Annotated in this window: 16 protein-coding genes and 1 pseudogene; 11 read left to right on the top strand and 6 right to left on the bottom strand. The window is 41.4% G+C overall.

Features of this window, described 5'->3' with window-relative positions; translation table 11 throughout:
* Positions 1-446: 446 nt before the first annotated feature.
* Together NPUN_RS09940 and NPUN_RS09935 are read left to right on the top strand one after the other, a co-directional pair.
* Complete coding sequence (locus NPUN_RS09940) at positions 447-659, top strand: hypothetical protein (protein WP_234711065.1); 213 nt, start codon at positions 447-449, stop codon at positions 657-659.
* Between the two features lie 378 nt (positions 660-1,037).
* A complete protein-coding gene (locus NPUN_RS09935) occupies positions 1,038-1,646 on the top strand; it encodes a glutathione S-transferase family protein (protein WP_012408625.1) in 609 nt (202 codons plus the stop codon).
* Positions 1,647-1,774: 128 nt separating this feature from the next.
* Here NPUN_RS09935 and NPUN_RS44700 read toward each other — a convergent pair.
* The 3 genes and pseudogenes from NPUN_RS44700 to NPUN_RS09930 all read right to left on the bottom strand — a co-directional run.
* A pseudogene (locus tag NPUN_RS44700) lies at positions 1,775-1,867 on the bottom strand (IS982 family transposase); the annotation flags it as partial.
* A 359-nt stretch (positions 1,868-2,226) separates the two neighbouring features.
* Entirely contained in the window at positions 2,227-2,361 is a 135-nt protein-coding gene (locus tag NPUN_RS44485; RefSeq protein WP_336884935.1) for a carotenoid oxygenase family protein, read from the bottom strand.
* Complete coding sequence (locus tag NPUN_RS09930; RefSeq protein WP_336884934.1) at positions 2,337-4,070, bottom strand: carotenoid oxygenase family protein; 1,734 nt, start codon at positions 4,068-4,070, stop codon at positions 2,337-2,339. Before NPUN_RS09930 ends, NPUN_RS44485 begins: the two co-directional genes overlap by 25 nt.
* Positions 4,071-4,333: 263 nt before the next feature.
* Here NPUN_RS09930 and NPUN_RS09925 point away from each other — a divergent pair, with 263 nt between their 5' ends.
* The 4 genes from NPUN_RS09925 (at position 4,334) to NPUN_RS09915 (ending at position 7,257) form a co-directional block, all read left to right on the top strand.
* The gene (locus tag NPUN_RS09925; RefSeq protein WP_148220280.1) at positions 4,334-4,783 is read left to right on the top strand and encodes an ISAs1 family transposase; all 450 of its coding nucleotides are present in this window, start codon (positions 4,334-4,336) and stop codon (positions 4,781-4,783) included.
* 1 nt (position 4,784) lies between these two features.
* Positions 4,785-5,030: a hypothetical protein gene (locus NPUN_RS38725; RefSeq protein ID WP_148220279.1), complete on the top strand. Its 246-nt coding sequence runs from the start codon at positions 4,785-4,787 to the stop codon at positions 5,028-5,030.
* Entirely contained in the window at positions 5,023-5,325 is a 303-nt protein-coding gene (locus NPUN_RS38720; RefSeq protein WP_083782352.1) for a hypothetical protein, read from the top strand. The genes NPUN_RS38725 and NPUN_RS38720 overlap by 8 nt, the downstream gene beginning before the upstream one ends.
* 700 nt (positions 5,326-6,025) lie before the next feature.
* A protein-coding gene (locus NPUN_RS09915; protein WP_086000586.1) for an ISAzo13-like element ISNpu10 family transposase occupies positions 6,026-7,257 on the top strand; the annotation gives its coding sequence in 2 pieces (ribosomal slippage) (positions 6,026-6,605 and positions 6,605-7,257; 1,233 coding nt in all).
* A gap of 78 nt (positions 7,258-7,335) precedes the next feature.
* On the opposite strand, the gene NPUN_RS09910 is transcribed toward NPUN_RS09915, so the two are convergent.
* Positions 7,336-7,536, bottom strand: a complete 201-nt coding sequence (locus tag NPUN_RS09910) for a hypothetical protein (protein ID WP_041565305.1) — start codon at positions 7,534-7,536, stop codon at positions 7,336-7,338.
* Positions 7,537-8,114: 578 nt separating this feature from the next.
* Positions 8,115-9,104 carry a helix-turn-helix domain-containing protein gene (locus NPUN_RS09905; protein ID WP_012408624.1) on the bottom strand — a complete coding sequence of 330 codons (990 nt, stop codon included), beginning with the start codon at positions 9,102-9,104 and terminating at the stop codon, positions 8,115-8,117.
* 822 nt (positions 9,105-9,926) lie between these two features.
* Here NPUN_RS09905 and NPUN_RS09900 point away from each other — a divergent pair.
* The 5 genes from NPUN_RS09900 (at position 9,927) to NPUN_RS09880 (ending at position 14,298) form a co-directional block, all read left to right on the top strand.
* Positions 9,927-10,346 carry a hypothetical protein gene (locus NPUN_RS09900; protein WP_012408623.1) on the top strand — a complete coding sequence of 140 codons (420 nt, stop codon included), beginning with the start codon at positions 9,927-9,929 and terminating at the stop codon, positions 10,344-10,346.
* Between the two features lie 439 nt (positions 10,347-10,785).
* Positions 10,786-11,292, top strand: coding sequence for a hypothetical protein (locus NPUN_RS38715; RefSeq protein ID WP_148220278.1), 507 nt, complete (start codon positions 10,786-10,788; stop codon positions 11,290-11,292).
* Between the two features lie 152 nt (positions 11,293-11,444).
* Complete coding sequence (locus NPUN_RS09890; protein ID WP_012408621.1) at positions 11,445-12,353, top strand: isopenicillin N synthase family dioxygenase; 909 nt, start codon at positions 11,445-11,447, stop codon at positions 12,351-12,353.
* Positions 12,354-12,584: 231 nt separating this feature from the next.
* Positions 12,585-13,526 (top strand): hypothetical protein, encoded by a 942-nt coding sequence (locus tag NPUN_RS09885; protein WP_012408620.1) that lies wholly within the window; start codon positions 12,585-12,587, stop codon positions 13,524-13,526.
* Between the two features lie 13 nt (positions 13,527-13,539).
* Positions 13,540-14,298, top strand: a complete 759-nt coding sequence (locus tag NPUN_RS09880; RefSeq protein ID WP_041565304.1) for an isoprenyl transferase — start codon at positions 13,540-13,542, stop codon at positions 14,296-14,298.
* 626 nt (positions 14,299-14,924) lie between these two features.
* On the opposite strand, the gene NPUN_RS09875 is transcribed toward NPUN_RS09880, so the two are convergent.
* The gene (locus NPUN_RS09875; protein WP_012408618.1) at positions 14,925-17,306 is read right to left on the bottom strand and encodes a phosphoketolase family protein; all 2,382 of its coding nucleotides are present in this window, start codon (positions 17,304-17,306) and stop codon (positions 14,925-14,927) included.
* Positions 17,307-17,414: the final 108 nt, after the last annotated feature.

The following is a 17,414-nucleotide window of genomic DNA, read 5'->3' as shown; positions in this document are numbered from 1 at the left end:
GTGCAGCTTCTAAGTGGGAGTATGATGTACCTAATCGTCTCGTTGCTGAGTTTCCAAGTCGTCGGTTTTTAAATCTCAAAGCATTTAGTGGCGTGAAGTTTGTGCCACAATTCTAGAAAGTCATCAGGAGGCTACAAAACTTAGACGCAAAGCAACTAACAAGGTTTTGAAATGAATGTTTATGTTCCCTTGGAGTTGCTAGAGCGCAAACAGCAGCAACGCTGACAGCCAAATGAACAGCCAGACAGAAACGATGTCTACGAGTTAACCCAAAAGAGTAACTCAATTCAACACATTGCTTCCAGTCCCAATCCAATGGCATTTGAACGACAATTATGAGTAACCCTCTTTCCCATCCCGAAGATCCAGGCTTCCATTCATCTATTCAGGAGAATCTAAAACAGCTTTCTGCTCAGTTGGGATCTCCTTTGGACGAATTATCAGTCATGGAAATATACCAGAATGCGTGCGATCTACTGAGCCACGTTTCTCCATCACCTCTTACTCTTGCCCGCGTTGCAGGAACATTACTGGTCTACCAAGTCAAGGACACAGAACTGGAAGAATTCAAGTGGTTCTGCACCCAAGTGAAACAATGTCTGGACGAAGAAGAAGTTGAGGAGTTGATTGAATCCATACATCGCACGGATGCTTTGTAATCGCTGAAAAAGCGGGAGTCTCGCGCACATCGGATACCGTCGCATCTCCGGCCTCCTCCCTCCTTGCAAGCTGCCACAAATATGGCTTCCGGTGACTGACCAATTCGTAGTTCGCAATTTTTCTAAGTGGCAGCAGACCTACATCAATCAAATTCCACAATTAAGCTTTGTGCTGTTTCATAAAGGCTTCAACCAATCAACTCTAAAGTATCCATAGCCCAAGCTCAGAGCGTTTATCCATGCCAGACTCATCAACATAGACTCTTCGGAGGTACTTTAGGGTTATTCACCTGCGGTTTTGTAGCCGCTTGTTTGCCTTCATCAATTCAAAATTAGATTTAAAATAGGAAATCACAATACTGAATTTATAGCAGCGATATGGCGCGAATCTTATACTATGCACAGCGTTCACCTTACGCTCGTAAAGTGAGAATTGTCCTGGCAGAGAAGCAGCTACCTTACGAACCCAAAGAAACAGACATTAACAATAAATCTCCAGAATTCTTAAGTTTATCTCCCATTGGGAAAGTTCCGGTATTGGTAGATGAAAATGACCTCGTTTTTTGGGATTCAACGCTGATTGTGGAGTATCTAGACGAGACTTATCCTCAGCCGAGTTTTTATCCAGGCGATCGCATTGAGCGTTTGTGCTGTCGTCAGGGGGAAGAGTTAGCAGACAGTTTGATAGACAATATTGTGGCATTGTGGTATGAAACCCGTAAAGGAAATCAAGCTGATTTTGCCACCCAAGCTAAATATCAGTCCAGCATTAATCGCCTTTTAGGTGTTTTTGAGCAAAAATTGACTAACTCAGCCTACCTATTCAATGAAACTGTGAGTGCTGTTGATGTTGCAGCTATATCAGGGTTGGGTTACTACAGCCTCAGATTTGGCCATAATTGGCAGCAAGAGTATCCTAAATTGAGGCAATGGTTTGAGCTATTGCATCAACGTCAATCTGTTTACTCTACCATGCCAAAAGCATAAAGCAATTTAGCTGACTTTAATCACTTGAGTTTTTGGAAGACATCTTAGCTATTATATTCACCTATCAATAGAAAAGGTAACTAATGATGACCAAACGAGAATTTCCGAACTGGGAAGCGCTCTATCAAGACTTGTTGCCACAAGTTCTCCCACTGGTTGCAAAAATCATCTACGTCACAGAAGATTTGTACGATATCGAGGTGAGATACAATCGTAGACATAGCCGAGACCTCATTTTCCTTAGATATTTTTAGTCTCGGCATTTTTTTGTAATTTTTTTGCTCATTCTCAATCAATCTTAGCGATCGCTTTATGGGCTGCCCAGTTGAGCAAATTCATATCTAGCAACCTTTCTGGGCTTTTCTATCCGTCGAACTCACGTTAACGCATGAGAGAGTTTGCTAATAATTTTCTAATAGTAACTATCGCCAACCACCTCCCGCAAAGGCGATGTGCCATTGGGCACTGCTTAACCCACAGGCGTTTCGGCTTTTCTTAGTGCCATTCTATTTCGAGTTAAAGCACCAACAAAAGACAAGTTTTTGCTTCGGTTTCATGCTGGTGCTAGTGAGCTTGTCGGTTAAGCCATTGCAACAGAAGAAATCCAGGTAGCATGGAAACCGTAAGGGACGCGCCCAGGCATAATTACCCGCGCTACTGGTTCAGATATGAAGTTTTGGGCTTCAATAATCAGTAACTCAGATTGCTTGACCACACCGTATCCCAGACCATTGTTAGCAACCAACCATCGTCTTCAGCGGTTGCACCTGGACGAGATACAAAGGTAGTATCACCACCAAAGCGTCCTCGTCCAAATTCGTGTCTCTGGGAGTTATTAGTTCCTAAATCGTATTTGATTAAACCATCAAATACAGGTTTTGGTTTCATATATGGTGCTACTCGTGAAGTATAAATATAACGACTTTTGCGACCGATAAATTGGTTGTTAATTTGAGGAAATTCTGAAGGAACATCATCTAAAACCTCTTGTTTGACTACACCCGTCACCAAGTTAATTCGCCAGCAAAATAATTTTAGAGTTTCCAAATCAAAATTTGTGATTTCACCACTATCACTATAAGAAGGAATTAACAGATTAAAGTAGTCCATACGGCAGGCTATGAGTACAACCTCCTTACCATCTTCATAAGCATTAGCAGTATGAATAACCATGCAACTTGGAACTTCAAACCAACGAATTGTTCTGTTATCTCCGTGGCGAGGTAAGATACCAATACGGCTTTTGCGTTTTGGCTCGAATTTAATTGGTAAATGACCTGTTATTGATTGCATTAGTTTAAATAACAAAGGCATATCCAGAAAAATCATATAGTTTTCGGTGATGGCGAAATCATGTATCATCACTGGCACTGGTAGGTCAATAGGTACAGTTTGCTTTAGTTCACCATCTGCGGAAACAACACTGTATTCTAAATAAGGTGGAGCGATGGGTGCAAAACCATAAAACATCATTTCACCTGTTACCGGATCTACTTTTGGATGTGCGGTGAAGGTAGAAGCGAGTTTGTTATTAAAAGTTTGTACCCCAAGGGTTTCTAAATCTGGAAGCTGGATAATATGAGGTGCGCCTGCTTCCCACAGAGCAAGTAGCTGCCCGTTATGCCACACACAGGATATATTGGCAGGATTTTTCATCATCAACCCGTATGGAGCATCAAACCGAGGAAGATTTAGCAACCCTGGCCAAACTGCTCTACCTAGACTTTGTTCTAACTCAAACCCTTGTGTGCGAATATAACGATTACGATAACTGGCACGACCATTGTTAATAGTTACTGCATGAAGCATTCCATCCCCATCAAACCAATGATATAGCCCAAGTGGTTGAAATTGAAGGTTCGGCCCGTTACGCAGAAAGGTTCCTTGTAATTCTTCAGGTAGTTTGCCAATAACTGCTAAATTTTCAGCAAATATCTCTTGGTGTATTGGTGCGAAATTATCAGTTAAATATAGCTTTGATAATTCGTAATTAATTGCTTTGTTATTTTCGTTAACGCTAAAACGGCTTAAAACTTGGTAGGGAACACGAGTATAGTACCCAGTAACTAAAGCTGTTTGATTAACAACAGATGATTGCTTCATCTGAACTACGCTTGCCAGAAATTTGCTATTAAGCATCATGCTCATAAATCGACACTTTAGAGTCAGTTGGTAACTTGGGACGTTCTCTACTTTTGCGTTGACAAGCTCTGCTAAAAGTTCCTTTTCCTGGCTATCTAATTCCCCATCACTGTACATCAACGAGTTCAGGACTTGATACAATTCCTGAAAATCTTTGTCTGAACTATGATTTTTTAAATAAGCTTGTAACCAGCTATAACATTCTTCCGGTTGTACTGGTAAATCTGGCGATAATAAGGATTTAATTTCCGGATCGTCAGCTAGCCCTTTCTCATTTGCCATAGATTGCAAAAATTCTTGTTCTCCTGGTTCGAGTTCTCCATCAATCCAGGCAATACCGACAGGGCTATTTCATTGTAAATGTAGACGCGATATGGTAAGGTGCAGCGCCAGTTCTACTTCAAGCATCTATTACCGTGTCTGAAATCGAAATTATCAAAGCTTTTGCAGGTCTAAAAGACCCCCGTCGCCGCGCCGGACAGAGACATAATCTACCATTATCTTTGGCACTTTTCACATTGGCGTAGGCGCAGCCCGCCGTAGGCATCGCAGCAGGGAACAAAGGATTTTTAGCAATTGGAGACTGGATTTCAAGCTACCGTGAGCCGTGGATTGAACTTTTTCAACCGCCAAAAAATAGACTACCATCTTATAGCACTGTACGTCGTGCCTTATTACACGTAGATTACGAAGATTATTCCGTATGTCTGAGCAAATTCTTTAATGTACAACCAAATACTGGAGAAACTGTTGGGTTAGATGGTAAAGTCCTCAAGGGTTCATATCAGATTGAAAATGATAACCCTAACTCGGATTCGCATCCAGCGATGATGTTAGTTAGTTCTTATATTGTTGAGCGAGGCTTAATTTTAGAGCCATTTCAAGTTGATGCCAAAACTAATGATATTATTGCTTTACCTGAGTTGATTTCCAAACTGGCTCTCAATGGGGTTATCTTTGCTTTTGATGCTATTAATACTCAAAAAAACTTGTGAGTTGATTATAAATAGTGGGAATGATTATATTGCCGCCTTAAAAGGCAATCAGCTTAACTTATTCAAAGATGTCAAAACAAATTTCACGCCAGAATTGGCTTATGAGCAGATAAATAAAGGGCATGGTCGAATCGAAAAGCGTCATGTCAGTATTTGTAAAAATCTCGATGGTATTCGTCCTTGGCCTGGACTTACCACTTTGATTAAAGTCAAATCAGAGCGTCAGGTTTTCACACAATGTGATTGAAGTAACTAATGAAACCCGTTATTATATTTCATCTTTAAGCGAAACGGTGCAAGCCTTTGCTGAACGTATCAGAGGATATTGGGGTGTTGAGAATAAAGTCCACTATGTTCGAGACGTTACTCAAGGCGAAGATAAATCTAGAATTCGCACTACTCCTCTTCCTCAAATTTTTGTGCTTGCTCGCAATTTTTCACTTAATTTATATCGCAGTAATATGTTTGAAAATATGGCACAAGCTCAACGTTTATGTTCTTTTGGACTAGACACACTCAAGCAGCTTTTTAGAATGAAATAGCCCTGGTCGTAGCGTTTATCTGCGGTAGCAAGCATTGTAGCAGTGATAAGATATCTGACATGGGCTGATTGTGGTTTTTGAGTTGTCGTTGTGAGAGACAATAACTCTACTACATCGGCCCTCTCTCCTCATCCTCTTATTTTGGCTAAGGTATTGAGGTATACGAATGGATATTTAGAAATTCTCCAGGTAAAAATTCTGCTCGTGTTTTAAAAAAAGCGCAGATTTTACTGTTAGCCGATCGAGGTTATCAAGACGATTAGTATGTTTTCTTCCTGATATACTTGATTGTCGGCAAATAAGCATGGCGATCGCTAAAAATTTTGTGAATCAGAATAAAAACGTATCGCTGTTTTTTAACGAAGGCGGAACAAGCTTTCCAGTTAAAATCAAATAATTTGATGCGTTCATCACTCCGCTTGCTGATGCTCTTGCAGTCGAACGAATGCAGAAAGAGGGCGGCTACCGCACGACGGGCAAGTAGCGAATGGCACTAAAAAATGGTGTTTGTTGGGATGATGAGGCAGGAGGCAGAGGGCAGCTATGCTGTACTTTGGAACCCTTATTATATAAGCTTCTCAAGCTATGCAACTATCGTTCCCTCCAGCATAGCTGCCTTTTCTTAGGCATCATGTAAAAATAACTTGAACAATTTGCTGAATGGTAAGATGATCAGAATGTAACCGAATTAAAGGCTTATATGTCTGATAAGCAGGTAGTAGAAAGCATTCAAGACAAGTACGATTCGTTATCGCCTTATTTGAATGAGAAAACACGGCGTATTTGGGCAGCAATTGAAGCCCGAAGCCTGGGCTGGGGAGGCGTGAGTCAGGTTGCGCTCGCAACTGGACTATCCCGGACTACAATCCATGCTGGGATACGGTTATTGTTAGACGCTTCGGGGGAAAAAACCTCGAATGATGATAGTAATCGAATTCGTTCGTCAGGTGCTGGACGTAAACTACTTGAAGAAAAAGACGCAATGCTGCTATCAGATTTAGAATCGCTGATTGAACCAGTGACACTGGGAGACCCAGAATCTCCTCTAAAATGGACTTCTAAAAGTGTTGTGAAACTGGCTGCGGCATTAAACATTGGGGGACATAGGACTAGTCCTAAAAGTGTTTATAACTTACTTGAATCGCTTGGCTACAGCTTACAATCAAATCGTAAAACCCGTGATGGCTCATCTCATCCAGATAGAGATGATCAGTTTTTACATATTTCCAACCAAGTCTTGCACTTTCAATCCCAGAACGAACCCGTAATTTCAGTTGATACAAAAAAAAAGAATTAATTGGAGATTTTAAAAATTCTGGAACCGAGTGGTGTGAAAAGGAACAGCCAATTGAGGTGAAAATGCATGATTTTGTTGACCCCAAGTTGGGCAAGGCAATTCCCTACGGAATTTATGACTTAACCTCAAATCAAGGATGGGTAAATGTTGGCATTGACCACGATACCGCAGAGTTTGCAGTCGAGTCTATTCGTCATTGGTGGTACTCAATGGGTAAACAAGTTTATCCCAGCAGTGAGCATATAATGATTACGGCTGATTGCGGTGGTAGCAATAGTTATCGCTCACGATTGTGGAAATTGAAGTTACAAGAATTAGCAACTGATACTGGTAAAACTATTCATGTGTGTCATTTTCCTCCAGGCACAAGTAAATGGAATAAGATTGAGCATCGCTTGTTTTGTCACATTACCCAAAACTGGCGAGGCAGACCATTAACTAGCTTGCAAGTTGTGATTAATCTAATTCGCAATACTACCACCACACAAGGATTAGAAGTTGAAGCTAGATTAGATCCAAATCTCTACAAAACGGGAATCAAGGTTACAGACCAAGAGCTTGATACTATCGCAATCGAACGAAATTCTTTTCATGGTGAGTGGAACTATATTATCAAACCCAAAGTAGTCAGTTAATTGTTCAATTTATTTTTACATAACTCCTTAGTCACATTCAACTATGAGACTATTCAATCTCTGCGCTTCGCTATCTTACTACCAGTGATGGTACCCATGATGCTTGTAGTGACCCCAAGGACGATGGTAGTGACCATAGCCGTAATGGCGCTTATAGCCACCGTAATGGTGCTTATAGCCACCGTAACCTCCATAATCTCCTCCACCAGCTGCTAGAAGCTCCTGTTCTTCAGGAGATAATTCCACAAGCAAATCAGACTTGATGGCTTGATCTAACATAATTATTTACCTCACCTTTTTCCTACATAAGTTGATACAGTTCAGTTAGTAATTTTCGTTGCTAGGAAATCCTTGCAGTACTTACTTGTGAGAAAAGGGGTTAGAGGAAGCAAGCCTTTTGAACTGTATTAATACATAAATGTTATTCACGTATGGACGAAAGACACAGACATGTAACACCATTTATACTTCACTTATAAATATTTTTTTTAAAGATTTAATTCCCCTAAAGTTAGATACTAGTAAACTAACTATCTATCTTTGGGGTGATGTTGAATAGATTCTAAGAGGATAATGAAGGTAATTCAGTTTTCAGTTTTCACGATCGCTCTTACGAAGGCATGAATATCACTGGAATTACAGGAGTCACACAAGCGCAAAAAGCAATCTTGAAAACTTTGGGAGCGATCGAGCATTAAAATTGTCTGGAATATTAATTTCTAAAAATAACCTGAATTCGGGATAAGGAAAGGGACAGGTAGTAAGCTGAAAATAACGTCAAATCCAGCACCTGTCCTATGTGGTTAAAATTGGCGGTGTAGCCCACAGAAGAGCCGTTATCAGGCAGGTGCAGTTCGTTAATATAATCCTTCTGGTGGGGAAATATCAGATCCGACAGCTACACCAGTGTTAGTAGATTTAATCCCTGGTTTAACAGTAGGGGATTGTTGTTTTAACGATTGTAAAACAGAAGAAGAGTTATCTTGCTCAATTGATATATTGGTATTTGCTTGTTGCTGGGACATCAGAGCTAATCCTCCCATTGCACCAGCAAGAAGAGCTGTATAACCTACATATAAATGCGTCGGACGAATTTCCAATCCCATTCCTTTTTTAGATTGATCCGAAAAGGGCTGAGTTGCTGGTATAGCTGCTAGGAATGGCAAAGAGGCAGCTAAAGCAACACCATTAAGTCCTAAAGCATCTCCATAACGTCGTATAAATCCACGTACAAAAATGTCATCTGATAATTCTTTCCAGTTGCCGTTTTCTAATGCCTCTATCAGCTCCGTTCGGATATGAGTAGAAAGCTGGATGTGATCCAAAGAAAGCCCTTTGGACTGACGGGTTTTTTGGAGTTGTTGCCCGATTTGACGTAGGCACACCATGCGTTGTTGGGCTGCAAGTTCAGCTTGTTCTACAAGTTCAGTTTGAGAAATTCTCTGATGATTTAGCAATTGTAGTGGTTTTTTCCACAGCGAATTTTCTGCTGTATTTTTAGAGGGTTCCTCCTGGAGAGCGCAATGCTCCTGCTGTATCTCTGGTGAAGAATTGACTATTTCTGTGGCTTGCTTGGTATCTGTAACTGTTTCAACTTTTTGAGATTGTTGGGCAAATTGTTGAAATGCTAACCCGATCGCTTCTCTACCTACGGCTTTTAATAAATCTTGAGCCTGATCTGTTTGTTCACCTATTAACTTCTGCACAATCCCTAAAACCCGTCGATAAACTCGGCTACGATGCAGTTGTACTTCTATTTCTCCTAAAAGCGATCGCAACTCATCTTGAGAAATTTCAATATTCGGATTGTCCAGAATTTGCAAATAATATACAGGAGTAGTAACCATTGTGAAAGCCTTTTATATGAACTCAATCAAAGAAAGTTACAATCATATGTTCACTATTTTTCCTAACTTCACCTTTGTTTTCCGGACGTTAATTGTATAATTTAATTTTTTTAATCGCTCATCAACACTGAAACAAGGCAGTAATAACCGCAGGACGCTAGTAAAAATAATACTAGTATTTTTTTGAAAAAAAACCTTGAGTACGTACCAAGAGTAAGTTCTAGAAGTGCTGCAACGCCGTCTATTATTGTTTAGTAAATTCCTTGAACTGTACGTAAGCCTCCTTCGAAGCGCCTGAAACGCCTTTGTTGCACTGCCACAGCTAATTGATTTAAGGTAACTTTGAAGGTATTAGTGAAAATTTCAAACTGTTAGGTTTTATTTGTTGCTTAACTTGATAAATATAACGAAAAAGCCCTTTCTTTCTTAAACCCAAGGGGCGACTTAGTATGAAATATTGTCCTGGCACGCCTGCGATTGGAAATAGCTAGCTACCCCAATAGCCCACATCAGAAAGGCTTTCGGCAATAAGAGAGAGAATAGATTGGGGAGAAGATGGACTAGCCTCCATCTAGCGAAGCGATCGCTCTTTGAGGAAAAACTTTTTGGTTTACTGTTTTTTAGTTAATGTGTCAGTTTAATTATTGTCCACTCAGTAAATACAACAAGCTTTGGGCTAAAATTACGTTTTAGTGCGTGTAATTATCCAAATATCCTTATTCTAGATAATATTGCTATTGTCTAAAATTAGAAATACGAGGATTAGTGAGCGCACTGAAATTTGGTTGTTCACCAATCGTAAGATTTTCAGAGGGTACTACCATGCAAAACATACTAAAACGCGCATTCTTACCTGGTTTGATGGCTGCTACTTTAGCTGGTACTAGCTTAATCCCGGTTCAACCTGCTTCTGCTGATGACCGAGTTGTTAATAATGCAGCCATTGGAGCCGGGGCAGGTGTATTAAGTGGGGTTTTAACAAATTGTGGTTCCCTATTAGACAATGCTTTTAAAGGTGCTGCTGCTGGTGCTGCTGTTAATGCTGCCAATGGTGCAAGAAGCACCAGAGCCAGAAGAAGAAACGGACGTTTACCTGTTCAAGATATCGGTGTAGGTGCTGGTGCTGGTGTATTGGCAGGTGCAATTTCTGGTGGTTGTAGAACTACCTGGAAAAATGGTGTCAATGGTGCTGCTGCTGGTGCTGCTGTTAATTTATTAGATAACAGACGCAGAAGAAGATAATCTGTCATTGAAAACTCGTAATTTAGTCACCCAGCATGAATTATCAATAAAAACCTTCAGGCGCAGAGCGAACATAGTGCCTTGCGGTACTCTTTAAAAGATTGGGGACACGACCCGCTTAAATAGCCAAAGTTGCGTATGCCGTCTGTAATGTAGTGGTACTTAGCCCTGTTTTGTCACTCTTGAAAAGCAATAATCGAAGCCAAAGTCTCAAACTTTGATTTTATCAAGACTTAAAGTTTTATTTTCTAATAGAAACTAAAATTTATAGACAAGAACTGGAAACCAAAGCTTCACAACTCTTTTGGTTATTGCATTCTCTCAAAGGGAGAAAACAGGGTTAAGTCGAAATATTCAAGTGACCTGTAGTCTCTTCAGTCGGTAAATAGCGGATTAACTCTCGAATAACAATTTTTCTAACCTTTTTGCTTCGCCTAATGTGAGTAAAATTGTTATTGGTTTAAACTTGTCTAACGTCAACTGTTTTGCAGAGGTAATACAGATGTGGGAATGTTGCAAGTGCCATGAGCAGAATGAAGAGACTTTCTCTTTCTGCTGGAGTTGTGGTACCTCAAACGATGGAATCGAGGACAAGTCATTCCAGGGAGTTGACGAAATTGCTCCTTCTAGCATTAAAGGTCAGCCAGTCTTAGTAACATCAACAGGGCTAGCCGAGTATCCAGACCAACAAAAAGTTGAACTTTTGGTGTGTGTTAAATGTGGCTCTGAAAATATCATTCCAAACGTTCGTATTGTCACCCACATAGAAGAGTTTAAAAAGGATCTGCAAGTAGAAATTTACGAGAATCCAAAAGCGCTCATATTTAAAGGAACTCACACTGGGACATTAACAGCATATATTTGTGGTCAGTGCGGTTATACAGAGATGTATATCAGCAATCCACAATACTTACTCAATCAGTACAAGAAGAATAAGAAAAATTAATTGCCGATAAAACCTCTGCGAATGTCGAGGCAATTGCATTACCTAGCCACACCCGATCGATCTAAGGTATAGGGTGTGCATCTTGCCCCAGCCCAGAAAATTTATCATATTAAATGTGTACTTAATTTACTGGCAAAGTGCGGTGTAATTTTATGTCAATTCCAATAATTGATTTATCACAGTTCCAAATTAGCAACCAAGTAAGGCGACAAAATGTAGTTAAAAATATTTATCAAGCCTGTCATGAAATTGGATTTATGTACATCCAAAATTCCGGCATATCACCGGATTTATTAGAGCAAGTTTTTTCTGCAAGTAAATCTTTTTTTGACTCACCATTGGCAGTCAAGGAACAGTTAGCCTGGAACAATGAATTTATTAATACAGGTTATGTTGGCTTGGAAAGAGAACACCTCAATCCTAATCAACCAGGAGATTTAAAAGAGGCTTTTAATATAAAAAATGACATAATAATTAATAATTTTTCATCTCCTATCTTACTTACAAACAATCCTGTCATATCTACTTTTTACAATGCTTGTACAGAATTAGCTAATACTGTACTGCAAGCTTTTGCTTTGGCATTAGAATTGCCTGAATATTTTTTTACGACTAGACATAATCAAAAAAATCATACCTTGCGACTATTACATTACCCGCCACTACAGACATCGCCCAAACCTGGACAAGTACGTGCTGGTGAACATTCCGATTATGGCAGTCTTACTTTACTGTTCCAACATGCAGTAGGAGGTTTGGAAGTGCAGACAACTAGGAAAGAGTGGATTGCCGCACCATTGATTCCTGGGATGGTACTAGTAAATACTGGTGATTTAATGCAGAGATGGACGAATCATATATTTTGCTCGACTAAGCATCGGGTTATGATTCCCAATGATGAGAGAGTAAAGAAGTCAAGGTATTCTATTGCTTTTTTCTGTCATCCTAATGATGATACAGAAATTGCTTGTCTAGAAAGTTGCTCCCAGAGGCAATCACCTATCTATCCTCCCATTCTTGCGGGAGAATATCTTCTAAGTAGTTTACAACTAACCTATTAACACCTTCCAAGGCGGAAAAAGTCACGTCAAAAGATGGGGCTCTTTGCTGGGGGAAAAACTTGTAAAGTCGTCTTAGAAGGGTGAGATTCTAAACCCAAATTTTCTCTAACCAACTTTTTCCCCGACTTTTGCAACCCGATCGCATAAAACTGCCGACTTGAGCCGACTGACAAAACGAAGTGCGATCGCTTAGGCTATTGGGCATAGAGATAAAAATCTAAGTATAAAAATATGCTTAATGCTCTCAGTCCAATCACAGAAGACTTAGCAGGCCAAAGCTATCCCAGCCCTCATTACTTGCAAACACAGCGCCGCATTCGTTCCCTCATAGACAGATATATTGCAGTCGAACAATTACACGACCGCCTGCAAGATTTACCGATACAGTTTGCCAATCCTCAACCACGTGCCTGGAAACCCATTGACTGGCAAACAATTAACCGCAATCAAATTATCGGCTTAGACACAGAGGTATTTCTATCTATATTAATAGGTGCAATGGACACAGAAGCTCCCATTCGCGGCTATACCCAAACCAGTCGGCAGTATTTAGAAAAATTGCATCCTCAGATGGCTCGGTTTGTTGGTGGAACTGTCCGTGAAGATGGCGAACTTCTAGAACTTGGTTTGTGGGAAAAGGAAGAACGTCAGCACACACCTGCATTAATCAAAATCTACACCCAATTAACAGGCGAGAAAATTACCCCAAAATTTCGTACTGTTAGAAACTATCTTCCCACAGATGACGCTCACGAAGACTTATATCGCCACGGTTTACACCGTATTGCCACAGAATACGGTGCAACCTGTCTTTATATTTGGTTGATGGCTCACACTACTGGCGCACTCCAGGATGTTCTAGAGGAATTAGCACAGGATGAAATCAACCATACAACCAAATTTTGGGGGTTTGGGGCCTGGACTTTCCCTGATACTGGCTTGATGCGAATTGGACGCACACTCATCGAAACGCGAGCGCAAAATTATCAACGTAACAACCTCATGCGTACTCTCCACCGGATGATGGGTACTCTTAACTGGAATGCTTGGTCATTGACTAACAAAGCAACTCTCCTCTTCACCTTCACCTATACAATGCGTCGTCTGTGGAGTTGGAACAATAGCCTCACACCAGAGTATTTGCAAGATTTATTTGAAACTACTCATCAGTAATAACAAATGACAAATGACAAATAACAAATCAAAATTACCCAGCGATTTAAATCCCCAAACAATGCCCCAACATATCGCCGTCATTATGGATGGTAATGGAAGATGGGCAACTAGTCGAGGATTACCGCGCATTGCTGGACATCGCCAAGGAGCAAGTACGCTCAAAGAACTATTGCGTTGCTGTAAGGATTGGGGAATCAAAGCCTTGACAGCCTACGCTTTTTCAACAGAAAATTGGCAGCGTCCCATTGAAGAAGTGGATTTTCTGATGCATTTGTTTGAACGATTACTACATCGCGAGTTGGCCCAAATGCATCAAGAAGGTGTACGAATCTCCTTTATTGGAGATTTATCAGCTTTACCTAAGTCTCTACAGATGGAAATGGAACGTTCAATGACAGAGACGTTGAACAATCAAGCAATCCACTTTACTGTTGCAGTCAACTACGGTAGCCGCAATGAAATTACCAGAGTTTGTCGTCAAGTAGCTCAACTTGTGGAACAGGGCGAACTCAGTGCGGAACAAGTAAATGAAAGTCTTGTAGAACAACATCTCTATACGGCAGATACTCCAGAACCCGATTTGCTGATTCGTACTAGCGGTGAGATGCGATTAAGTAATTTTCTTTTGTGGCAAATGGCGTATACAGAGATGTATTTCACCGATATTCTTTGGCCAGATTTTAATCGAGAAGCATTTCATCAGGCTTTGTTGAGCTATCAAAGTCGCGATCGCCGTTTTGGTCAAGTCAAAGCTTCACTCTCAGCTTAGGCTATTTGGAAAACCTCTCTCTTAAAATGAGAGATATTTTAAATTTCCCCCCTTCCCGCGTCGGGAAGGGGACTAGATTTTTTGCTGCTATCAAGCATATAGTAAAAGCACCCACAGTACCAGGATGGTATATGAGCGCTAATAAATTAAAACATTATTGAGGATAATCTATCTGCTATGACAGACCGAAGTAACTATAAGAATAGCAGTCGGTGGGTAAATAAACTGCAAGGGTAGTTACAAATGTTTTGTTAAAAATAGTACTTACTGTAAGGTATTGCTTCTTTTATTAAAGTATGGTATAGTGCGCTCCTCAGTTAAAAATTTTCTGTATGCGATCGCAATAAAGCTTCTCTTGGATGAAACTGGTTAACAACCGTAAGAGAACTTATTTGCACCGTTTTCCTCCCGATTTTACCTGCACCCAAATCGATCTGCGATCGCAGTGCTGGAAATCCTTATGCTATCGTGGAAACCCCCAACGAAAGTTTCCAAAAACCACCTCTCGCCAAAGGGGTATCAGTGATTGGTACTATCCAGTAGGGTTAAGAGGGGATATTAAAGAGCTAAAAAAGCGAGAAGCAGGGAGAAGATTTTCCCCTCTGCCTCTTTTCACTTATCTCCTCTTAATAGGGCCACTTCCAGTCACGAATTTCCGGCATATCGTCGCCGTACTTCTCAATGTAATGTTTGTGTTCGATCAGTTTATCTTGCAACTGCTGTTTGACATAAGCTGCCCTATATCCTAGCTTTGGTACGCGATCGATTACATCCATCACTAGATGGAAGCGATCTAGCTCGTTAAGCACAACCATATCAAAGGGAGTGGTGGTGGTTCCTTCTTCCTTGTAGCCACGCACATGCAACTGCTCGTGATTGGTGTGGCGATAGGTTAAGCGATGAATCAGCCAAGGATAGCCATGAAAGGCAAAGATAATGTGTTTATCGGTGGTGAAAATCGTGTCAAAGTCTTTTTCGCTCAAACCGTGCGGGTGTTCACTTTTTGGCTGTAGTGTCATCAAATCGACTACGTTCACTACCCGCACCTTTAACTCAGGGAAGTGCTGGCGCAGAATGTCCACAGCCGCTAAAGTTTCTAAGGTGGGGATATCCCCAGCACAAGCCATTACTACATCTGGTTCGCCGTCTTTATCGTTGCTTGCCCATTCCCAAATACCGATGCCTTTGGTGCAGTGCTTGATAGCAGCATCCATATTTAGGTATTGCAATGCTGGTTGCTTTCCGGCAACGATGACGTTGACATAGTTGCGGCTTCTTAAACAATGGTCAGTTACCGATAGCAGAGTGTTGGCATCGGGGGGCAAATACACGCGAACGATCTCTGCTTTCTTATTAACTACATGGTCAATAAAACCAGGGTCTTGGTGGGAAAAACCGTTATGGTCTTGCCGCCAAACGTGAGAGGTAAGTAGATAATTAAGGGAAGCAATTGGTTTACGCCAAGGAATATGTCTAGTCGTTTTCAGCCATTTGGCGTGCTGATTGAACATCGAGTCCACGATGTGGATAAACGCCTCGTAGCAAGAGAAAAACCCGTGTCGTCCTGTGAGGAGGTAGCCTTCTAACCATCCTTGACAATTAGTTTCGCTGAGAATTTCCATCACCCGACCATCGGGGGAAAGGTGGTCATCTTCGGGGAGTATCTGGGCTGCCCAATCCCGATCTGTAACTTCTAGCACAGCGCCTAAGCGATTTGATACCGTTTCATCGGGGCCGACGATGCGGAAGTTGCGGCTTTCTTGGTTAAGTTGCATAATATCCCGGAGGAAAATTCCTGCAACTTGGGTAGCTTCAGCGATCGCTTGCCCTGGTTTGAGAACATCTACAGCATACTTTTGGAAGTCGGGCATCTTCAGGTCGCGCAGCAAAAGACCGCCGTTAGCGTGGGGATTGTCACCCATGCGTCGATGGCCTTTGGGAGCCAATTCTGCTAGTTCTGGGATTAGTGTGCCGTTAGCGTCGAAGAGTTCTTCTGGTTTGTAACTCTTCATCCAATCTTCTAGGAGTTTCAGATGTTCTGGCTGTTTGGCGATATTCCCAAAGGGAACTTGGTGCGATCGCCAAGAACCTTCAGTTTTTTTACCATCAACTTCCTTTGGCCCTGTCCAACCTTTGGGGGTTTTCATGACAATCATCGGCCACTGAGGACGTTCAGTGTAACCATGTACGCGGGCTTCTCTTTGGATACTTTGAATTTCGGCGATCGCTATATCTAGAGTCGCCGCCATCTGCTGATGTACATCTGCGGGATCGTCACCTTCGACAAAGTAGGGCTTGTAGCCGTAGCCGACAAATAAGCTTTCTAATTCCTCATGGCTGATCCGTGCCAGTACTGTTGGATTAGCAATTTTATACCCATTCAAGTGCAGGATCGGCAGTACAGCCCCATCATGCACGGGGTTAAGAAACTTGTTGGAATGCCAGCTAGTTGCTAAAGCACCTGTTTCAGCTTCGCCGTCACCCACAACAGCAGCAACGATCAAGTCAGGGTTATCAAAGGCAGCACCGAAAGCGTGGACAAGGGCATAACCTAGTTCCCCGCCTTCATGGATCGAACCAGGGGTTTCTGGTGCAACGTGGCTGGGAATACCACCAGGAAAAGAAAATTGCTTGAAGAGTTTCTGAATTCCTTCAGCATCCTGGGAGATGTTGTGATAATACTTGGTGTAAGTGCCTTCTAGGTAGGTGTTGGCTACTAGTCCAGGGCCACCATGACCAGGGCCAGCAATATAGATCGTGTTTAGGTCATATTTTTTGATGACCCGATTCAAGTGAGCATAGATAAAGTTCAGCCCTGGTGTTGTTCCCCAGTGACCCAAGAGCCTGGGTTTGACGTGTTCAAGCTTTAGCGGTTCTCTCAGTAGTGGATTGTCGAGTAGATATATCTGTCCAACTGAAAGATAGTTAGCTGCACGCCAGTAAGCGTTTATCTTGCGTAATTCTTCATCTGTTAAAGGCTTTGTTTGTAGAGGACTGGCTAATGTCATTTCGACACTCCATTACAAAAGGATTTTGAAGGATTCACCAGTATGTAATTCTACTTATTTTCAAGATGATGGCCATCTAACCCATGACAAATTTTCTCAGCCTTTGTG

Source organism: Nostoc punctiforme PCC 73102 (assembly GCF_000020025.1).
GTDB classification, from domain to species: domain Bacteria; phylum Cyanobacteriota; class Cyanobacteriia; order Cyanobacteriales; family Nostocaceae; genus Nostoc; species Nostoc punctiforme.
Note: the sequence above shows the minus strand (reverse complement) of the source record. Positions and strands in the feature narration are given on the sequence as shown.